The following is a 19,392-nucleotide window of genomic DNA, read 5'->3' on the forward strand; positions in this document are numbered from 1 at the left end:
TGGGAGCGAGCCTGCTCGCGATGGCGGCGTGTCAGTCAACATATGTGCTGAATGTAAGTCCGCTATCGCGAGCAGGCTCGCTCCCACATTGAATCTCCAGTGGATTTCCAATGTGGGGATCTGCAGGGTTACTTCATTTCCACGAGAACTTCTTCGTTCCACTTCTGAGGCAGGGCCTTGGAAGTCTTTTCCCATGCATCCGCGTCTTTGATCGGCGTGACCTTTTTGTACTGCTCGTTAGGCAGCAGCTTGGCCTGGACGTCGGCCGGCAGCTTGATGTGTTCGGCGCGGATTGGACGGGCATTGCCTTTCGCCAGGTTGATCTGGCCGGCATCGCTGAAGATGTATTCGCGGGTCAGTTTGGCGGCGTTCGGGTTCTTCGCGTATTTGTTGATGATGGTGGTGTAGCCGGAAATCACCGAGCCGTCGGATGGGATCAGCACCACGTAATCGTCCGGGTTCGCCATCTTGGCCTTGTAGCTCAGGCCGTTGAAGTCCCAGACCACGCCGACTTCGATTTCACCCTTTTCCATCGTGGCGATGGTCGGGTTGGCCATGGACAGGCGGCCCTGCTTGGCGATATCTGCGAACAGCAACAGCGCTGGCTGCAGGTTCTTCTCATCGCCACCGTTGGCCAGTGCCGCGGCCAGTACACCGTTGGCGGCCTGGGCGGCGGTGCTCACATCACCGATCGAGACTTTGTATTTGCCGGTTTTCAGGTCAGCCCATTTGGTCGGAGCTTCGGAACCGTGCAGCAGCTTCTTGTTGACGATGAACGCGATGGTGCCGGTGTACGCCAGCGCCCAGTTGCCGTCCTTGTCTTTGGCCCAGTCCGGGACCTGATCCCAGGTGCTTGGTTTGTAAGGTTGCACCACGCCCTGTTTGACCGCGATCGGTCCGAAGGCTGCGCCGACGTCGCCGATATCGGCGCTGGCGTTGTCTTTCTCGGCGGCGAACTTGGCGATTTCCTGGGCCGAGCTCATGTCGGTGTCGATGTGTTTCAGGCCGTAAGTCTTGGCCAGGTCTTCCCAGGTGCCTTTCCAGTTGGCCCAGTCATCGGGCATGCCGACGCTATTGACCGCGCCTTCCGCTTTCGCAGCGGCTTCCAGGGTTTTTAAATCATCAGCCGCCATGACGGCGGTGCACATGGCAATGGTCGAGCCTAACAGTGATGCCAGGAAAAGCTTTTTCATCCGAAGCTCCTTTGGGCGTTTTCAACGCTGCGATTGCGGTTGTGTTGGTCTAGGTCAGCAATACCTGAGCCAATTTAGGCGCCGCTGATGACATTTTGATGTCGACGATCGGTTGGCCTACATTTTTCAAACGGTAATGCTCAGGCTTGCGAGTAAGCGTAGACCATGGCTAAAGGGCTGATACGAAAGGACTTGGCCGTGAATTTGCAGGTGTCTGGCGCAACCGTTCGGCGGCTTTGTCATCTGCCAGTCACAAGCAGTGCCTAGGCTTGCAGGAAGTTGATGGAGCCGGTTTGAATCACGGTTCTGCCCCGAAACAGTGCTGGTCTAGTCCAGATAGGTAACGTTGATGCGCATCGAGACAACCAAAGCGGTGACAGCCATCGGGCAGGTTCTGCAAGAACAGCTCGACCACGGCCTGTTGGCGCCCGGGAGCAAACTGCCGGCCGAGCGCAAGCTCAGTGAGTTGTTCGGTACCACGCGTATCACCGTGCGTGAAGCCTTGTTGCAACTGGAAGCCCAAGGGCAGATTTATCGGGAGGAGCGCCGAGGCTGGTTCGTATCGCCGCCGCGCCTGGCTTACAACCTGATGCAGCGCAGTCACTTTCACGCGATGGTCAGTGCGCAGGGGCGGGTGCCGTCCACCGAGGTGATTTCGGCGCGGTTGCAACCGGCGTCGGCCGCGGTGTGCGCGTGGTTGCAGTTGCCGGCGTTGTCCAGCGTGATTCAGATCTGCCGGGCGCGGCGCATTGATGAGCGGCTGGTGTTGTACGTGGAGCACTACCTGAATCCGCAGTACTTTCCGGGGATTCTGGATTTCGATCTGAATCAGTCGATCACCGAGCTGTACGCCAGGCATTACGACTTGCATTACGGGCGGGTGCGGTTCGAGATCGTGCCGACCGCGTTGTCGGTGGATGCGGCGGCAGCGTTACGGGTGTCGGTAGGAAGCCCGGGGTTGCGGATTGCCCGGGTCAATTACGACCAGCATGAGCGGCTGATCGATTGTGACCTGGAGTTTTGGCGGCATGACGCGATTCATGTCGGCGTTGATGTGGTTTGACGGGCGTGGTTTGTTTGTATGACCGTGTCGACCCCATCGCGGGCAAGCCCGCTCCCACAGGGTACGGTGTTGTATCTACAAACGCATATCCTTGTGGGAGCGGGCTTGCCCGCGATGGGGACATGACAGCCACCCTATGAATCAAGTAGCAGACACATCCTTCTGCGGCCCACCACCGGCCGTAATCACCTGCACACTCATCCGCGGTGTCGCCAGGTCCATTCCCGCCTCATCCAGATGCCGCTTCAGCGACAGATTGAATGCCCGTGAAACTTCCCACTGCTTGATCGGCGCGGTCTTGAACCGTGCCCGAAGAATCGCATTGCCCGACTCGAAACTCTCGACACCCTGAATCTCCAGTGGAGACCAGATATTGCGCCGTTGCAGCGGGTCGCTGCGCATTTTCTGTCCGACTTCGCGCATCAGTTTGATCGCCTCGTCGATGTCCATGCTGGCGGGCACCGCCACCCGGAAGATCGCGTAGCCGAATTCCCGGGAGTAGTTCTTGATGCTTTTGATTTCGCTGAACGGAATGGTATGCACGATGCCGTCGATGTCCCGCAGGCGAACGGTGCGGATGGTCAGGCCTTCGACGGTGCCAAGGTGGCCGCCGACATCCACGTAGTCGTCGATGGCCAGGGAGTCTTCGATGATGATGAACAGGCCGGTGATCAAGTCCGCGACCAGCGACTGCGCACCGAAACCGATGGCCAGGCCGATCACGCCGGCACCGGCCAGCAGTGGCGTGACGTTCATGCCCATGTTCGCCAGCGCGACGATCAGCGCAATGATGAAGATCGCCACGAACAGCACGTTGCGAATCAGCGGCATCATCGTCTGTGCGCGGGCGTTGGCCAGTCCTTTGCGCGAACGGGTGAGGGCGTGGTGCACCGCGGTGTCGCTGAGGATCCAGATCAGCCAGGCAAAAATCAGCGTACCGGCGAGGCTGAACAGTTTGACGCTGACTTCATGGCCTTCGCCCTCGGTGAACGCGATCAGCGACATGCCCCAGACCCGCAGGCCCAGTTCGATGAAGACCAGCCAGACCACGAGATGGGCGAGGGTGTAGAAGAAACTTTTCAGTCGCTCCGAATACAGCGCATGACGCTTCACACCCTTTTGCGGTTTAAGCGAATGACGACGAACCAGGCCGTTGATGACCATGCACAACACCAGCAACACGGTGCAAATCAGCGCCTGGCGCAGTGCGGTGCTGGTGTCACCGGCCGAGACGAAGGTGGCGAACAGCGAGATGGCCACCAACACCAGGGCCGGCACGTACCAGAAGGTGCCGAGAATATCGATGGTGTCGCTGAGCGCGCGGCGCGTCAGGCGTCGGGACAACGGCTGGTTGCGGATCAGGTGGGCGATCGGCCGGCGGAAACGCAGGATGAACAGCCCGGTGGACAGCGCCGCCAGGACGTTGGCGACGGTGGCGGCAGTGTGGGCCAGGTGACTGCCCAGGCTGGCGACCAGGCGCGGGTCGCTCAGCGCTTCACCGAACGCCGCGAAGCTGCCGATCAGCCACAACGGCCGAAAGGCTTGATGGCGCAGGATGTACAAGGCGCGGTGGCGATGCGGGCCGTCGAGCACGGAAAACGCAATCACGCAGATCGCCGAGAAACAGGTGCCGACCACCAAGGCATAAGCCAGCACCATGGCCAGGCTTTTGCCCAGTGACGAGGGCAGGGCGTAGCTCATGTAGACCGTCATAACCAAGGCAATCAGCCACGGCCCAAGTTTGCGCAGGGCGAAGCGCAACATGTCGAGAGCCTTGGGATGTTGCGGCAGTTCTTCGGTCAGGCCGAAGCGCATGCGCACCCGGTGACTGACCCAGATCAGCGCAGCGGCCAGCAGGCTCCAGACCATCAGAATCATGGCGAAGGCAAAGATGATCGGCAGCCATTCGTTGGCCGGCAGCATCAGCTCGGTCAGCTCGTCTTTGGCCAGGTCAAACTCTTCGGACCAGCGCGTGAGGGGACTGTCGGCCCCGGAAAACTGCTTTTCGAAGTTGGCCAGTGTGCCGCCGATCAGGCCGAGCACACCTTCTTCGGTGGCGGGCTGCGCCTTTTTGGTGACGTCGCGCAGCTTTTTCAGGTCCGCCAGCAGTTTGGTCCGCTGCTGATCGTTCTCCAGCGACTTGATGACTTCGTCCAGCGATTGGCCCAGCGGTTCTTGCGCTTCTGGCTGGGCTTTTGCCGAGCTGTTGAGCAAGCCCGGCAAACCGACCGCCTGGGCAGGCGCCATCGGAAGCAGCGTCATCAGGCAGACAAGGAAGAAACACGGCAGGGCGAAAAGACGAGCGAACACTAGGCGGTCAACCTCGGGATGAACAGATCGGCCGAGTGTACGAGCCCGTCAAAATCAATGCGAGCCAGGGGGAGGATTTATTCGTTGAGTTTGGCGAGGATCTTGAACACCACGGTGGCGAGGATCGTCAGCATGCCGATCCACATGGCGAACACGCCGGCGTTTTTATCGCGAAAATTGAAGCCGATGGCCAGCATGATCATCCCGGCAAGAATGGGGATCAGCATGGCGTGGAATGAGGACATAGAGATCATGGGCGACTGCCTTGTCGGAAGGGATATTTAAAGTCTAGGTGGCTTTTGGGCGACCGGTGGTGATGTGTGTCACATCTGATTCAGGGATGCGGCGCGAACCTTGTGGCGAGGGAGCTTGCTCCCGCTGAGCTGCGAAGCAGCCCCAAACCGAGCAATCGCGATCCTTCAGGCAGACCGCATTCACCGGTTTTGCGACTGCTGCGCAGTAGAGCGGGAGCAAGCTCCCTCGCCACAGATAGCATTCCAGCCATTCATTGGCGCGAAATTACGGCAATTCCTGACAGGCGTAGAACGCGCTCAGCACTTTGACCAGGTGTGCCAGGTCGTGGCTGCCGCACAGTTCGCGGATCGAGTGCATGGCGAACGTCGGCAGGCCGATGTCCACGGTGCGCACGCCCAGGTGGCTGGCGGTGATCGGGCCGATGGTTGAGCCGCAGCCCATGTCGCTGCGCACCACGAAGCTTTGCACCGGCACTTCTTCGGCCATGCACAGATGGCGGAAGAAGCCGGCGGTTTCGCTGTTGGTGGCGTAGCGCTGGTTACTGTTGACCTTGATTACCGGGCCGGCGTTGAGTTTTGGGCCGTGGTTAGCGTCGTGCTTTTCCGCGTAGTTGGGGTGCACGCCGTGGGCGTTGTCGGCCGAGACCAGCAAGGACTTTTGAATGGTGCGCACGAATTCGTCGCCTTCAGGCAGCAGGCGACGCAAGGTTTGCTCAAGCATCGGGCCATCGGCACCGCACGCCGAACAGGAGCCGACTTCTTCGTGGTCGTTGCACACCAGCACGCAGGTTTCGTCGGTTTCAGCGGTCAGCAAGGCTTGCAGACCGGCATAGCACGACAGCAAGTTGTCCAGGCGCGCGCCCGCGATGAAGTCGCCATGCAGGCCGATGATCGCAGCGCTTTGCGTGTCGTAGAAGCTCAGCTCGTAATCGAGCACCACGTCCGCATTCAGGCCATGTTCCAGCGCCAGCTGATTGGTGAGCACGGCGCGGAAGTCCACGCGCTCGTCACCGGCAAATTGCGCGAGGATCGGTGGCAGTTCGGTCTGGGCATTGATGGCCCAACCCATATTGGCTTCACGATTGAGGTGGATTGCCAGGTTCGGGATGGTGGCGATCGGCGCCTTGAAGTCGATCAACTGGCTCTCGACCTTGCCGTCGCGGCGGAACGTCACGCGGCCGGCCAGGGACAAGTCGCGGTCAAACCACGGCGCCAGCAGCGCACCGCCATAGACTTCGACGCCCAGTTGCCAGAAACCCTGGCGCTGCAGTTCAGGCTGGGGCTTGACCCGCAGGCATGGGCTGTCGGTGTGGGCGCCGACCAGGCGAATACCGCCATGCAACGGCGAATGACGTCCCATCTTGATCGCGACGATCGACGAGTCGTTACGGGTGACGTAATAACGACCGTTGGCTTCGGTGGTCCAGGGCTCGCGCTCGTCAAGGCGCACAAAACCCGCCGCTTCCAGACGCTGAACAAGGCTGGCAGTGGCATGGAACGGGGTAGGGGAGGCCTTGAGGAAGTCGATCAGGCCTTGGTTCAACTCTTCGCGCATAAGAAGCTCCAGACAGCAGTGGGCGGGAGTTTAACGTATTGGTCGGGGCCTTTGGGCATGACGTGAACCGGTCACGTCAGCTGGCAGCCTCTACCCGCTTTTTCAGGTACTTCATGATAATCCGCTCATCTTCAGGCTTTTCTGGCTTGGGCAATTGCGGGGGCCAGGCGTTCTGATGAGTCTCCAGCAGTTTTTTCTGTCGAGCCTTGTCCCAACGAAGGATCTCCCGCGAGGCACATTCCCACCATTCGTGGCGGCAGGCCGTGTAGTACGGGTGATCGGGGGCCGCGCTGCCGTAAAGCAGATCGCGGCCGACCTTGCGCAGGGCGCCACTCTGGTTGCGCAGCTTCCATTTGATTTTCAGCCGCTGCCAGGCGGAAGGGAAGGGTTTGACCCGCGGCACGTCCCGGCACAGTTCGACCAGCTCAGCGCTGAACTGCTCGCCATGCTGAGAGAAGAAATACGCCTGCATCGCATGGAAAAAGCGTTTTTCCGCGAAGTAGTGATAGATGTATTTTTTCGCTTCATGAACCGGTTTGTCGCGCATCGCGAACGACAGGGCTATCTGCTCGATGGTGTGGATATCGAAGCCGTCCCGGGTCCATTCGTCGATGAGCTTGATGGACTCTTCGAACAGCGCGGTGTCGCGGTCGGTCACGCCGCATAATCCGCTGTTGTACAGCTTGAAACCGTTGTCCGCGCTGACGCCGTGCGCGTGCAGGCAACCGCCGAGCTTCACGTAGTCGGGACGTTCACACACGTCCTGCCAGTCGTACTCGAAGCGATCCATCAAGTAGTGCTGCGGCTGAATCTGGTTGAAGATCAGGTTCGGGTCGCTGGTGAACAGGGTGTCGGTGTCGACGAACAGGGTTTTTTCGGCAAACTGCAGACCGGCGGCAATCGCACAGGCCTTGCGACGATGGTGATAGCCGTTTTCGCCTTGCCACAGGGTCAGGGTTTCCTGGGGCAGCGTGACGGTTTCGACCGGCCAGCCGACGTAGTCCTGAGGGCGATCCGTGAGGATTCGGATGCTTGGGAGCTTGTCGTTCTTCGCGTGGGACAGCGCGGTCAAGATACTGAATTTGGCTTCGCGTCGGTAAACGTCCTGGTTGCCGTAGATCAGGTAAAGCAGTTGGTGTCGGGTTTTCTTGACGGGTGTTGCCGGGAACTCGGTAAAGCTCATCGGGATGGGGATCCTTTTGCTAAAGCAGGCGACTGCGTGTCAGGCAGTGCTTAAAACGGTGCGGGGCATTCGAAGCGCAAGCGTTCACCAGTTTGCGGATGGGTGAAGCTGAGCATGCTGGCGTGCAGGCACAAACGCGGCCACGCGGCCAGCGCCTGTTCGTGGGCATAAAGCCCGTCACCCAGCAGCGGGTGGCCGATGGAAAGCATGTGCACGCGCAACTGGTGGGAGCGGCCGGTGATCGGCGTCAGTTCGACGCGGCACCAGTCGCCACAACGCTCCAGCACTCGCCAGAAGGTCAGGGCGTGTTTGCCGAACTCGTGGTCCACCACATGGCGTGGCTTGGTCGGCGGATCATAGCGCAAGGGCAGGTCGATGCTGCCGCTGTCCAGTTCCGGTTGTCCCCAGCACAGGGCGGTGTAGGCTTTTTCGGTTTCGCGGTCGTGAAATTGCCGGGACAGCTCGCGATGAGTGTCCGGGTCACGGGCCAACAGAATGATGCCGGACGTTTCCCAGTCCAGGCGATGGACGATTCGCGCTTCCGGGTAGCCGTTTTCTTGCAGGCGGGTGATCAGGCAGTCCTTGTTGTCATCGGCCCGGCCGGGGACAGAGAGCAGCAGGGTCGGTTTATCCACCACCAGTACGGCGGCGTCCTGATGGATGATGCGGATGTTGGACAACGGCATTAAAACAGTCTCGTAACAAACGCCAACGGCGACTCAGGCCCCGTCCAGTGGCAGAAGGGCCCTGAGCCGCCGTGGCTCCCGCTGGATCGACTAGCGATCCGGCAGGGTGATATTGAGTTCCAGAATCGAGCAGCTGCCCTGGTTTTCCAGCGCGACATGCACGTCGTCGGACCCGATATTGACGTACTTGCGGATCACTTCCACCAGTTCTTTCTGCAAGGCTGGCAAGTAGTCCGGCGTACTGCGCTGGCCGCGTTCATGCGCCACGATGATCTGTAGACGCTCTTTCGCTACCGACGCGGTGCTGACCTTTTTGCTGGCACGAAAGAAGTCAAAAAGATTCATTATCTACCTCCAAACAGGCGCTCGAAGAAGCCCTTCTTCGTCACATCGAGGAAACGATGCTCCACGGTTTTGCCCAGCAGACGATCGACCGCATCGCTGTACGCCTGACCGGCGTCGCTCTGGTCGTCGAGAATCACGGGCACGCCCGAGTTGGAAGCCTTGAGTACCGCTTGGGATTCCGGAATGACACCCAACAGGGCGACCGCCAGGATTTCCTTGACGTCTTCGACGCCCAGCATTTCGCCATCACTGACACGCTGCGGGTTGTAGCGGGTCAGCAGCAGGTGTTCCTTGATCGGGTCTTCGCCGTTTTCGGCGCGACGGGATTTGCTGGCCAGCAGGCCCAGCATGCGGTCCGAGTCACGTACCGAGGACACCTCCGGGTTGGTCACGATAATCGCTTCATCAGCGAAGTACATGGCCAGGTGGGCGCCTTTCTCGATGCCGGCAGGGGAGTCGCAGACCACGTATTCGAAGTCTTCTTTCAACGCCATCAGGACTTTTTCTACGCCTTCCACGGTCAGCGCGTCTTTGTCGCGGGTCTGACTGGCGGCCAGGACGTAGAGGTTTTCCAAGCGTTTGTCTTTGATCAGGGCTTGTTGCAGGTTGGCTTCGCCGTTCACAACGTTGACGAAGTCATACACCACGCGGCGCTCGCAACCCATGATCAGGTCGAGGTTACGCAAACCGACGTCGAAGTCGACGATCACTGTTTTGTGGCCGCGCAGTGCGAGGCCGGTACCGATAGCGGCGCTGGTGGTGGTCTTACCCACACCACCCTTGCCGGATGTAACCACTAGAATCTTGGCCAAGGTGTTTCACCCCTAAGGAAAAAGGACTTTTAGCCCCTGAAAAACATCTCTTGAAAAACTACTGCAGTCGGACAGCCTTGGCTGGAATCCGGTCCAGAACAGCGATAAACACTGCGTTTGGCCTTTTTCCTACTTCGTTTGAGCCGTTTTCGCTACGTTTTAGAGATGCTTGGAAAATGCGGCAGTATCCGTTAAAGCCGAATGATGTTCAACACGTCGCCTGACAGGCTGACTTGCACGCCCGCGCCCCACAAAGGGTCGCGGCGCAGATCCTCGGAAACCTTGTAGTGGCCGGCGATGGAGACCAGTTCAGCGCTCATCTGCTGACAGAAAATCCTGGCTTTCGTGTCGCCTTTGACCCCGGCCAGCACGCGACCGCGCATCGGGCCGTATACATGGATGTTCCCATCGGCGAGAAGTTCCGCACCCGGGCTGACCGAGGAGATCACCACCAGATCGCAGCCCTGGGCATAAATCTGCTGGCCACCGCGTACTGGCGACGTGATGATTTTCGTCGGTTTGATGGTGGGCTCGGGCGGTTTTTCCGGCTTTTTCTTCACCTGGCCTTCGAGCGGGTCCAGGGGACGCTCACGGGCGCCGGACGGCGGTAGCACCGGCAAATCAACGGCGATGGCTGCGGCGATGTCTTCGATGCGGCTGGCACGGATCGCCAGGGTGCGCAGGCCATGCTGGCGGCACACGCGCATCAGGCCCGGCAGATCAACGGCGCCTTCACTGGCCGGGAGTTTGTCCAGGGCCAGCACCAGTGGCGCATTGCTGAAGAAGTTAGGCGCCTGCGCAACCTTGGCGGCCAATTGCCGATCAAGGCTCTCGAGGTCGTTGCGGGCCAGTTCCAGCACCGTAATGGCGAGCATGCTGCCCTTCAACTGGAACACGGGATCCTGGTCTTGCGGTTCGGTTTGGCTCATGGTCGGCATACAACGGCTTGTCACTAAAAGTGCCGAGACTTATAACGAGAACGCCCGCAAGCCGCAAGCCGGGTCGAACGATGTAGAATGCGCGGCCATTGTCTTTCCGGAACCTTTAATGGATCGCCCGCGTTTTCGAAAAACATTTCTTATGCCGCGTTTCTGGCCGTTGTGGTGTGGCTTGGGGCTGTTGTGGCTGATTGTTCAGTTGCCGTATCCGGCGTTGCTGTTTATCGGTCGCCTGCTCGGCGCACTGATGTATCGGCTGGCCGGCGACCGACGGCGCATTGCCAAGCGCAATCTGGAACTGTGTTTCCCTGAAAAGTCCGCCGACGAGCGCAAGCGCCTGCTGAAGGAAAATTTTGCCTCCACCGGCATCGCCTTCTTTGAAATGGCCATGAGCTGGTGGTGGTCGCGTCAGCGTCTGGCGAAGCTGGCCCATGTCGAAGGCCTGGAGCACCTGAAAAAGGCCCAGCGCGAAGGCAAGGGCGTGATCCTGATGGCGGTGCATTTCACCACGCTGGAAATCGGCGCGGCGCTGTTGGGACAGCAGCACACCATCGATGGCATGTACCGCGAGCACAAAAATCCGTTGTTCGACTACATCCAGCGCCGGGGCCGCGAGCGGCACAATCTCGATTCGCTGGCCGTGGAACGCGACGACGTGCGCGGCATGCTCAAATTGCTGCGCGCCGGTCGGGCGATCTGGTACGCACCGGATCAGGACTACGGCGCCAAGCAAAGCATTTTTGTGCCGCTGTTCGGGATTCAGGCTGCGACGGTCACGGCCACCAGCAAATTTGCCCGGCTGGGCAAGGCGCTGGTGGTGCCGTTCACCCAGGAGCGTCTGGCGGATGGCAGCGGCTATCGGTTGATGATCCACCCACCGCTCGAAGGTTTCCCCGGCGAGACCGAAGAGGCTGATTGCCTGCGTATCAATCAATGGGTCGAAGGCGCTCTGCGTGAGTGCCCGGAGCAGTACCTCTGGGCTCATCGTCGCTTCAAGAGCCGTCCACCGGGCGAGCCGAAGTTGTACAAGAAACGCGGCTGATCCCCTGATCCCTTTTTTGCACCATGGAGTGTTGCGATGAGTCCTGCTGAACCGGTTACAGGGTTGATTCTTTCCGGCGGTGGGGCTCGGGCGGCGTATCAGGTGGGCGTGCTGGCGGCGATTGCCGAGTTGCTGCCGCTGGGCGCGGCGAATCCGTTTCCGGTGATTGTCGGCACCTCGGCCGGGGCGATCAATGCGGTGAGCCTCGCCAGTGGGGCGATGGACTTTCGTGGCGCGATCGAGCGCCTGACCACGTTCTGGCAGGGCTTTCGCAGTCACTTGGTGCTGCGCAGCGACTGGCCGGGCGTGATCAGCCAGGCCAGCCGCTTTGTCAGCCACAGTCTGCTCGGGCTTGGCGCCCAGGTTCCGGTGGCACTGCTCAACAGTTCGCCGCTGCGCGGTTTGCTCGACGACAAACTGCACATGAATGGCATCGCCGAGGCCATCGCCCAGAAGCAGTTGCAGGCGGTGGCGGTCACGGCATTCGGTTACGAGTCCGGGCAGGCTGTCACGTTCTATCAGGGCGGCGGCACCATCGATGCCTGGTTGCGCCATCGGCGGATCGGCGTTCCCACGCAATTGACCGTCGATCACTTGCTGGCCAGTTCAGCGATTCCCTTGTTGTTCGCACCGGTAAAAATCGGCGAAGAGTATTTCGGCGATGGCGCGGTGCGCCAGTCGGCACCGATCAGCCCGGCCCTGCACTTGGGCGCCAGCCGCGTGCTGGTGGTGGGTGTCAGCGGCAATCCGCGCGGGGTCGACCCGGAGCAGCCGCTGCAACGCGCCTACACTGGTCAGCAACCGACCCTGGCGCAGATCGGCGGGCACATGCTCAACAGCACGTTCATTGACAGCCTGGAAAGTGACATCGAGTTGCTGCAGCGTCTGAATCAGTTCAGTCACTTGCTGCCCGATGGCACGCCGACGCGCGCGTTGGGCGTGGCGCCAGTGGACGTGCTGGTGATTTCGCCGAGTCAGCCGATCGATGAAATTGCCGCGCGGCATCGGCAGGAGTTGCCGGCGGCGCTGCGCCTGTTTCTGCGCGGGCCGGGGGCGACCAAGACGAGCGGGGCGGGGGTGTTGAGTTATCTGCTGTTCGAGGCGGGGTATTGCAGCGAGCTGATTGATCTGGGGCGGCGGGATGCGTTGGCCAAGCGCGGGGAGTTGTGCCGGTTTCTGGGGTTGTCGGAGCCTGTTGTTTCGGCTTGAGATTGGCGGTGTTGCTATCGCTAGCAGGCTAGCTCCCACAGGAGATCTTCAGCGCGACGAAGATCAACTGCGGGAGCTAGCCTGCTAGCGATGGCGCCTTTACAGACGCCGACGGATCAGAAGTGAACCTTGACCAGGAAGCTGGTCACGCTCTGATCAGTCTTGAAACCCTGGCTGTCTTCGATGCCGTACTTGTCTTTCCAGTAGTCATACTCGACGCCGACGTACAACTGCTTTTCGCCCAGGTTCAGTGCCTTGCCCAGGTCGTATTTGATCTGCGGATTGAAGTGCAGGTTGGCGTGATATTCGCCTTTTTTGTTGACGTCGTTGTCGACCACCCAGTCCATGAAACCATCGATCAGGATGTTCGAATCGCCGACCGGAATGGTGTAGGACCAGACCGGGGTGATCTGCCAGATGTTGTCACCCGGACGGTCGCCTTCGGTATGGCGGTTGTAGAAATTCAGCTGGAAGTAGTCGAACCCAGGGATCGCCAGGTCGAAACCAGGACCGATCAGGTAGGACTCGGTATCGTCTTCACCGAACTCGTAAGTCATGGCCAGCAGCACGTCTTTGATCGGGCCAAATTCGAGTTTCTGGTCGAAGATCTTGTTGAACGACAAGCGGGGGCTGAACTCACCGTAGTGGGTGTTCTTGCCCGCGAAGGCGTCTTCCTTGCCGTTGTAGAAGATCTTGTCGATGAAGAAGAAGTTGTCGCCGTATTTCCAGCCATCGGCGTGTTCGAAGGTCACCGTCTGCTGAATGCGCGGGTTGACCTGGAAGTCCTTGCCATACAGATAAGTCAGGCTGTTGTTCTGCCATTGCAGCAGGTCGCCGGCCATTGCCTGGCCCCCGGCCAGTAACGATCCCGCAAGCATCAGGCTGGTGCACGTGCGTTTCATTCGGTTGCTCCCAAAAAGTAGGTGGTTCCACGTTATTTTTCTAAGGTCGACGCTCTGGTGTGGCGCCTTTTTCTGTATCGGTAAAAAATCATCCAGTCGGTCAGCTTCAGTGCTGTTAGCAAGAGCTGAGCCAAGGCGTTCGAAAAGCCAAAAAACTCCCGCTCGGCTGCTCAAGAGCAGTCGATTGAGAGGGGTTTTGGAGTGCCTTGGTACCGTGCAGAGCCGGGATAAGTTGGCTTTCTGGTCAGGAATTAAATCCGGGCTTTTTTTTAAAGCGGATTCAGGCGGCCGCGGAGAATACTGACTCCTTGGCCAGGTCTCAAGTGCCCCGCAACAGCGCACCGACGACAGGTTTGGAGCACGGTTGCGGGCCATCTTAAAAGTGCACCTTCACCAGCAGGCTGGTGGTGTTTTCATTGGTGTCGAAGTTGCCGTTGTTTTCGATACCGTACTTGTCTTTCCAGTAGCTGTACTCAACGCCGACGTACACCTGTTTCTCCCGCCAGCCCAAGGCTTTGCCCAGGTCGTACTTGATCTGCGGGTTGACGTGCAGGTTGGCGTGGTAAGTGCCATGTGAGTTCTGGTCGTTATCCACGACCCAGTCGATGTAGCCGTCGATCAACAGGTTCGAGTTGCCCAATGGCAGGGTGTAGGACCAGGCCGGCGTGATCTGCCAGACATCGTCGCCGGGACGCGAGCCTTCGGTCTGGCGATAGTAGAAATTCAAGGTGAAAAAATTGAAGCCCGGTACCGCGAGGTCGAACCCGGGGCCGATCAGATAGGCTTCGGTGTCGTCTTCGCCATTCTCGTAGGTCATGGCCAGCAACACGTCCTTCACCGGGCCGAATTCAAAACGGCGGTCGAGGATTTTGCCGAAGGAGAGGCGCGGACTGAACTCGCCGTAATAGGCGTGAACGCCTTTGTTCCGGTCTTTCTCGCCGTTGTAGTAAGTGCTGTCGACGAACAAAAAGTTGTCGCCGTACTTCCAGCGGTCGGCGTGCTCGAAGGTTATCGTCTGCTGGATCGACGGGTTGACCGCGAAATCCTTGCCGTACAAGTAGCTCAGGCTGTTGGTCTGCCACAGCAGTAAATCGCCGGCCATGGCTTGGCTCGCGGCCAACAGGCTACCGCCCAACAGCAGGTATTTCTCTGTCCGAATCATCTGTTGCTCCCTCTTGTTTTTATTTTTGCAAGGCGCAGGCAGTCCCCGACCTTGTAGGAGCCGGCTTGCTGGCGATGAGGTCAGAACATCCAACATTGATGTCGTCTGACACGCAGCCTTCGCCAGCAAGCCGGCTCCTACAGGGTTCGTGCGTTGCTGACTTAATGCGGGTGAGCGTGGCAGTCGTTGATCGCCGCGCGTTCGCGGCCGCCAAGAATGTTGAACAGCAGGTTCAGCGACAGCGCACTCAACGTCGCCATCGCAATGCCGCTGTGGGTGATCGGACTCATCCACAACGGCAAGTGCGCGAAGAATTCCGGACGCACCACCGGGATCAGCCCCATGCCGATGCTCACCGCCACCAGCAACTGGTTGCGACGGTCACCGATGTCGGCTTCCTGAAGAATTTTGATCCCGGTCGCGGCCACCATGCCGAACATCGCAATCGCTGCGCCGCCCAGTACCGCCGGTGGAATCGAGGCCACCAGGAACGCCGCTTTCGGCAGCAGGCTCAGCACCACCAGTAAACCGCCGGCAACGATGGTCACCGAGCGGCAACGCACGCCGGTCATCTGCACCAGGCCGATGTTTTGCGCGAACGAAGAGTGGGTGAAGGTGTTGAAGAATCCGGCGAAGAACGAGGCGCCGGCATCACACAGCAAGCCGCGGCGCAGCATCCGTGGGCAGACTTCCTGACCGGTTATTTTGCCCAGCGCGAGGAACATTCCGGTGGACTCGACGAAGATGATCACCACCACCAGGCACATGGACAGGATCGGTGCGAGTTCAAACTTGGGCATTCCGAAGTGCAGCGGGGTGACGATCTGCACCCAGGGTGCATCCGCCATGCCGCTGAGGTCGACCATGCCAATCAGCCCGCAGATTACGTAGCCCAGGCACATGCCGATCAGCACGGAAATATTGACCCAGAACCCGCGCATGAAGCGGTGGACCAGCAGAATGGTGGCAAGCACCAGCGCGGCAATGGCCAGGTAAATCGGTGAACCGAATTGAGTGGCGCCGTTACCGCCGCCCGCCCAATTGACGGCCACGGGAAACAGCGACAAACCGATCGAGGTGATGACCGTGCCGGTCACCAGCGGCGGGAAAAAGCGCACGACCTTGGACATGAACGGCGCGATGATCATGCCGAAGAAACCGGCGGCGATGGTTGCACCGAAGATTCCTTGCAGGCCGATCCCGGGCATGCCGGCCATGGCGACCATGCTGCCGACGGCGGCGAAACTGGCCCCCATCATCACCGGCATGCGGATGCCCATCGGACCGATGCCCAACGATTGCACGATGGTCGCGATCCCGGCCACCAGCAGGTCGGCGTTGATCAGGAAGGCGATTTCCTCACGACTCAGGCCGGCTGCCTGCCCGATGATCAGCGGCACCGCGATGGCGCCGCCGTACATCAGCAGAACGTGTTGCAGGCCGACCAGGATCAGTTGCAAAAGGGGCAAACGCTGAATAGCGGGTGCGTCGGGGATGCGCGCTTCGGATAGCTCGGACATGCAACACCTCGGATCTTTTTTATTCTTGTGGTTTTTGTATCAGGGGACCTGTGGCGAGGGAGCTTGCTCCCGCTGGGTCGCGAAGCGGCCCCACAATGGGACTGCTGCGCAGTCCAGCGGGAGCAAGCTCCCTCGCCACAAAAGCCCCCTTGTCACAGGCTTTTGTGTTGCTTAGTTGGTGGGAGCTCCCTGAACAATCCACGCACCGATCAGGTCACGTTCCTGCTGGGTCATCTGGGTAATGTTGCCCAGTGGCATGATCTGGCTGGTAACGGCCTGAGCCTGGATGCGCGCGGCGTTCTGGCGGATCTGCTCTGGGGTGTCGAACATCACGCCGGCCGGTGCCGCGCTGAACAATGGGCTGGTCGGTTTGGCCGAATGGCACACCGAGCAACGTTCCTGGATCACGCTGTGCACCTTGTCGAAACTCGGGCCGGCGTTGGACGCCTGGACCGGTGCTTCTGCAGGCTTCGCAGCGGCAGGTTTAGCACCGCCACCGACGGCGGTTTCCGGCAGCGGCTGGTACTCGATGGTGCCAGGCGCCTTGGCCACTTCAGGTGCGCTCGGCATTTGCGCCGGGCCCGTCACGTAAGCCAGGCAGATCATGCCAACAGCCGCGACAGGCAACGTCCAGGCGAACTTGTGACTGTCATGACGGGTGTTGAAGTAGTGACGCACCAACACCGCCAGCACCGCGATCCCGGCCAGGATCAGCCAGTTGTATTGGCTGCCGTAGGTGCTCGGGAAGTGGTTGCTGACCATGATGAACAGCACCGGCAAGGTGAAGTAGTTGTTGTGCCGCGAGCGCAGCAAGCCTTTGGCCGGGAGTGCCGGGTCCGGCGTGCGGTTTTCGGCAATCGCCGCCACCAGTGCGCGTTGCGCCGGCATGATGATGCGGAACACGTTGCCGACCATGATGGTGCCGATGATCGCGCCGACGTGCAGGTACGCACCGCGACCGCTGAACACTTTGCTGAAGCCGTAGGCGGCGCCAATGATCAGCACGAACAGGATGAAACCGAGCAGGGCAGGGCGTTTGCCCAGGGTCGAGTCGCAGAGGAAGGAGTAGACGAACCAGCCGACGAACAACGAGGCGATGCCCAGTGCGACCCCTTCAGGGCCGGTCAGGCTGCTGCCCGGTGCCAGCAGGTACAGCGTCGGGTTGGAGTAGAACACCACGCACAGCAGCGCGATCCCCGACAACCAGGTGAAGTAGGCTTCCCATTTGAACCAGTGCAGGTTGTCCGGCATGGTCGGTGGGGCCAGTTTGTATTTTTCCAGGTGGTAGATACCGCCGCCGTGGATCGCCCACAGATCGCCGGCCAGACCACTTTTCGGGTTGACCCGATTGAGGTTGTTTTCCAGCCAGACGAAATAGAACGACGCACCGATCCAGGCCACGCCAGTAATCATGTGAACCCAGCGCACGCTCAGGTTCAGCCATTCCAACAGATGTGCTTCCACAGTCTTTACCTCTCGCCCGTCACTCTGTTGTCGAGTGATCGGACCTTCTCTTATTGGTGGGGGGCAAGGATCAAACGCTCATCCTCTTTGAAAAAATGCTCATCGCAGTTATTGCCTGTGCCACTGCGATCAACCACCAGGAAGTCATCCCGCTTTTCGATCGTCAGCACCGGATGGTGCCAAACGCCGCGATGGTAATTAATGCCCTGCCTGCCGTTGGTGACGAAGGCGCGGACCAAGCCTGATACAGGTTCATCGCCAAGTGGCGCGACCACGATCAGAAAGGGGTTGCCGAGCAGCGGAATGAAAGCCTGGCTGCCCAGCGGGTGACGCTCCAGCATGCTGACGGTCAGCGGCATGTCCTGCGCGTCGGCGCGGAAAATGCTGATGATCGCGTTGTCCTCTGGCGTGGCGGTTTGCACCGTCGCCAGTTTGTGAAAGCGCATGGTCGAACCGTTGTTGATCATGAAGTGATCGCTGCCGTCGGTTTCGATCACGTCACCGAAAGGGGCGAAGGCTTCTTTGGTCAGCGGTTCAATCGTCAGTGTGCGCATGCTGTTTTTATCCGAATTCTGTGTTGTTGGTTCTGCTTTTGTGGCGAGGGAGCTTGCTCCCGCTGGAGTGCGTAGCGCTCCCCAGCTTTTGGGGCCGCTTCGCAGCCCAGCGGGAGCAAGCTCCCTCGCCACAGGGTTCAACGCTTATTTAGCGACCTTGCCGAGAACGCGCAAGCGGCTCACACCACCATCCGGGAACACGTTCAGGCGGATGTGGGTGATCGGGCCCAGGGCCTTGATCTGCTCGGCGAAGGTGTGTTCGGCGTGCATTTCCAGTTTTTGCGCCGGCAGCAGTTCACGCCAGAACAGCGACTGGGTTTCGATCTGGCTGTCGGTGCCGCCCTTCACGAACGCGCCCTGGATCGAGCACGTGTCCGGGTAGTTACCCTTGAAGTGCAGGGTGTCGACGATAACTTTCTCGATCTCGCCGGCATGACCCAGCGCGACGATGACCCAGTCATTACCTGGCGTGCGACGACGTGCAGTTTCCCAGCCGTCGCCCATGTTGATGCCACGGCCCGGGTTGAGGATGTTGCTCATGCGACCGAAGTGTTCGTCGGAGCAGGCGAGGGCGCGGCCACCGTTGAGGGCAGCAGCCAGGTCGACCTGCTCGTTGTCGCCGACAGCGGACCAGTCGCGGAACGGAACACCGTACACCCGCAGACGGGCCACGCCACCATCCGGATAGATGTTGAAGCGCAGGTGGCTGAACGCCTGGTCGTTGCTGATTTCGTGGTAGTGGTGGCTGTTGCCTTGCAGCTCGACGGCCGACAGCACTTCAGTCCACTGGGTGTTGTCGTCCGGCTCGCCCGAGGCCAGGAAGCAGGCTTCCAAGGACGCCGACGGCGGGAAGTTGCCGGTGAAGAATGAAGTGTCGATGTCCACGCCCTTGATCGAGCCCGGAACGCCCAGGCGGATCACCGCGCTGTCGTAGCCTTCAAAGCGCTTGCGGCGCGACTCCCAGCCATCCATCCACTTGCCGTTGTCATCGAACACGCCTTCTTTCCACACAGCCGGGGTCGGCTGGAACAGGCGGTTGGCATCAGCGAACCAGTCATCGGTGACCGAGATGATTTTGGTGCCCAGGCGGGCGTCGGCCAGGTTGACGAACTTCTCGAAAGGTACGGCGTAAGCTTTCATTCTTCTTGTCTGCCTTTAATTAGTTGGCTTGGGATGCTTGCGAGGCCCTGGGTGTTTCTT

18 protein-coding genes are annotated in these 19,392 nt (G+C 59.9%); 3 read left to right on the top strand and 15 right to left on the bottom strand.

What is annotated here, in order from left to right:
* Positions 1 to 128: 128 nt before the first annotated feature.
* Positions 129 to 1,193, bottom strand: coding sequence for an ABC transporter substrate-binding protein (locus ACA075_RS08775; RefSeq protein ID WP_497298121.1), 1,065 nt, complete (start codon positions 1,191 to 1,193; stop codon positions 129 to 131).
* Between the two features lie 349 nt (positions 1,194 to 1,542).
* On the opposite strand from ACA075_RS08775, the gene ACA075_RS08780 reads away from it, so the two are divergent.
* On the top strand, positions 1,543 to 2,256 hold the full coding sequence (locus ACA075_RS08780) for a UTRA domain-containing protein (protein ID WP_010456716.1): 714 nt from the start codon (positions 1,543 to 1,545) through the stop codon (positions 2,254 to 2,256).
* A 141-nt stretch (positions 2,257 to 2,397) separates the two neighbouring features.
* Here the strand turns inward: ACA075_RS08780 and ACA075_RS08785 are convergent, their stop codons facing one another.
* The 8 genes from ACA075_RS08785 to minC form a co-directional block, all read right to left on the bottom strand.
* Entirely contained in the window at positions 2,398 to 4,566 is a 2,169-nt protein-coding gene (locus tag ACA075_RS08785) for a mechanosensitive ion channel family protein (protein WP_497298122.1), read from the bottom strand.
* A 77-nt stretch (positions 4,567 to 4,643) separates the two neighbouring features.
* Entirely contained in the window at positions 4,644 to 4,820 is a 177-nt protein-coding gene (locus ACA075_RS08790) for a hypothetical protein (RefSeq protein ID WP_178082289.1), read from the bottom strand.
* Between the two features lie 265 nt (positions 4,821 to 5,085).
* The gene (locus tag ACA075_RS08795; protein ID WP_027922480.1) at positions 5,086 to 6,375 is read right to left on the bottom strand and encodes a M18 family aminopeptidase; all 1,290 of its coding nucleotides are present in this window, start codon (positions 6,373 to 6,375) and stop codon (positions 5,086 to 5,088) included.
* Positions 6,376 to 6,451: 76 nt separating this feature from the next.
* Entirely contained in the window at positions 6,452 to 7,558 is a 1,107-nt protein-coding gene (locus ACA075_RS08800) for a hypothetical protein (RefSeq protein ID WP_497298124.1), read from the bottom strand.
* Between the two features lie 50 nt (positions 7,559 to 7,608).
* Positions 7,609 to 8,244, bottom strand: coding sequence for an RluA family pseudouridine synthase (locus tag ACA075_RS08805; RefSeq protein ID WP_030131660.1), 636 nt, complete (start codon positions 8,242 to 8,244; stop codon positions 7,609 to 7,611).
* A 90-nt stretch (positions 8,245 to 8,334) separates the two neighbouring features.
* On the bottom strand, positions 8,335 to 8,589 hold the full coding sequence (minE, locus tag ACA075_RS08810; RefSeq protein ID WP_007898843.1) for a cell division topological specificity factor MinE: 255 nt from the start codon (positions 8,587 to 8,589) through the stop codon (positions 8,335 to 8,337).
* The gene (gene minD / locus ACA075_RS08815) at positions 8,589 to 9,401 is read right to left on the bottom strand and encodes a septum site-determining protein MinD (RefSeq protein WP_219095579.1); all 813 of its coding nucleotides are present in this window, start codon (positions 9,399 to 9,401) and stop codon (positions 8,589 to 8,591) included. The genes minE and minD overlap by 1 nt, the downstream gene beginning before the upstream one ends.
* Positions 9,402 to 9,592: 191 nt before the next feature.
* Positions 9,593 to 10,330, bottom strand: a complete 738-nt coding sequence (minC, locus tag ACA075_RS08820) for a septum site-determining protein MinC (RefSeq protein ID WP_497298125.1) — start codon at positions 10,328 to 10,330, stop codon at positions 9,593 to 9,595.
* Positions 10,331 to 10,448: 118 nt separating this feature from the next.
* Here minC and ACA075_RS08825 point away from each other — a divergent pair, with 118 nt between their 5' ends.
* Both ACA075_RS08825 and ACA075_RS08830 read left to right on the top strand, forming a co-directional pair.
* A complete protein-coding gene (locus tag ACA075_RS08825) occupies positions 10,449 to 11,381 on the top strand; it encodes a lipid A biosynthesis lauroyl acyltransferase (protein ID WP_010456694.1) in 933 nt (310 codons plus the stop codon).
* Positions 11,382 to 11,417: 36 nt separating this feature from the next.
* On the top strand, positions 11,418 to 12,590 hold the full coding sequence (locus ACA075_RS08830; RefSeq protein ID WP_497298126.1) for a patatin-like phospholipase family protein: 1,173 nt from the start codon (positions 11,418 to 11,420) through the stop codon (positions 12,588 to 12,590).
* A gap of 116 nt (positions 12,591 to 12,706) precedes the next feature.
* Here the strand turns inward: ACA075_RS08830 and ACA075_RS08835 are convergent, their stop codons facing one another.
* The 6 genes from ACA075_RS08835 to alc form a co-directional block, all read right to left on the bottom strand.
* Complete coding sequence (locus ACA075_RS08835; protein ID WP_497298127.1) at positions 12,707 to 13,492, bottom strand: outer membrane protein OmpK; 786 nt, start codon at positions 13,490 to 13,492, stop codon at positions 12,707 to 12,709.
* Positions 13,493 to 13,868: 376 nt separating this feature from the next.
* Entirely contained in the window at positions 13,869 to 14,654 is a 786-nt protein-coding gene (locus tag ACA075_RS08840; protein WP_497298128.1) for an outer membrane protein OmpK, read from the bottom strand.
* A gap of 161 nt (positions 14,655 to 14,815) precedes the next feature.
* Positions 14,816 to 16,174 carry a nucleobase:cation symporter-2 family protein gene (locus ACA075_RS08845; RefSeq protein ID WP_497298129.1) on the bottom strand — a complete coding sequence of 453 codons (1,359 nt, stop codon included), beginning with the start codon at positions 16,172 to 16,174 and terminating at the stop codon, positions 14,816 to 14,818.
* 171 nt (positions 16,175 to 16,345) lie between these two features.
* The gene (locus ACA075_RS08850; RefSeq protein WP_497298131.1) at positions 16,346 to 17,638 is read right to left on the bottom strand and encodes a urate hydroxylase PuuD; all 1,293 of its coding nucleotides are present in this window, start codon (positions 17,636 to 17,638) and stop codon (positions 16,346 to 16,348) included.
* Positions 17,639 to 17,688: 50 nt separating this feature from the next.
* A complete protein-coding gene (locus ACA075_RS08855; RefSeq protein WP_010456681.1) occupies positions 17,689 to 18,192 on the bottom strand; it encodes an ureidoglycolate lyase in 504 nt (167 codons plus the stop codon).
* A gap of 144 nt (positions 18,193 to 18,336) precedes the next feature.
* Positions 18,337 to 19,332 carry an allantoicase gene (alc, locus tag ACA075_RS08860; protein ID WP_348123679.1) on the bottom strand — a complete coding sequence of 332 codons (996 nt, stop codon included), beginning with the start codon at positions 19,330 to 19,332 and terminating at the stop codon, positions 18,337 to 18,339.
* Positions 19,333 to 19,392 lie beyond the last annotated feature (60 nt).

This window comes from Pseudomonas sp. LBUM1663, assembly GCF_059695905.1.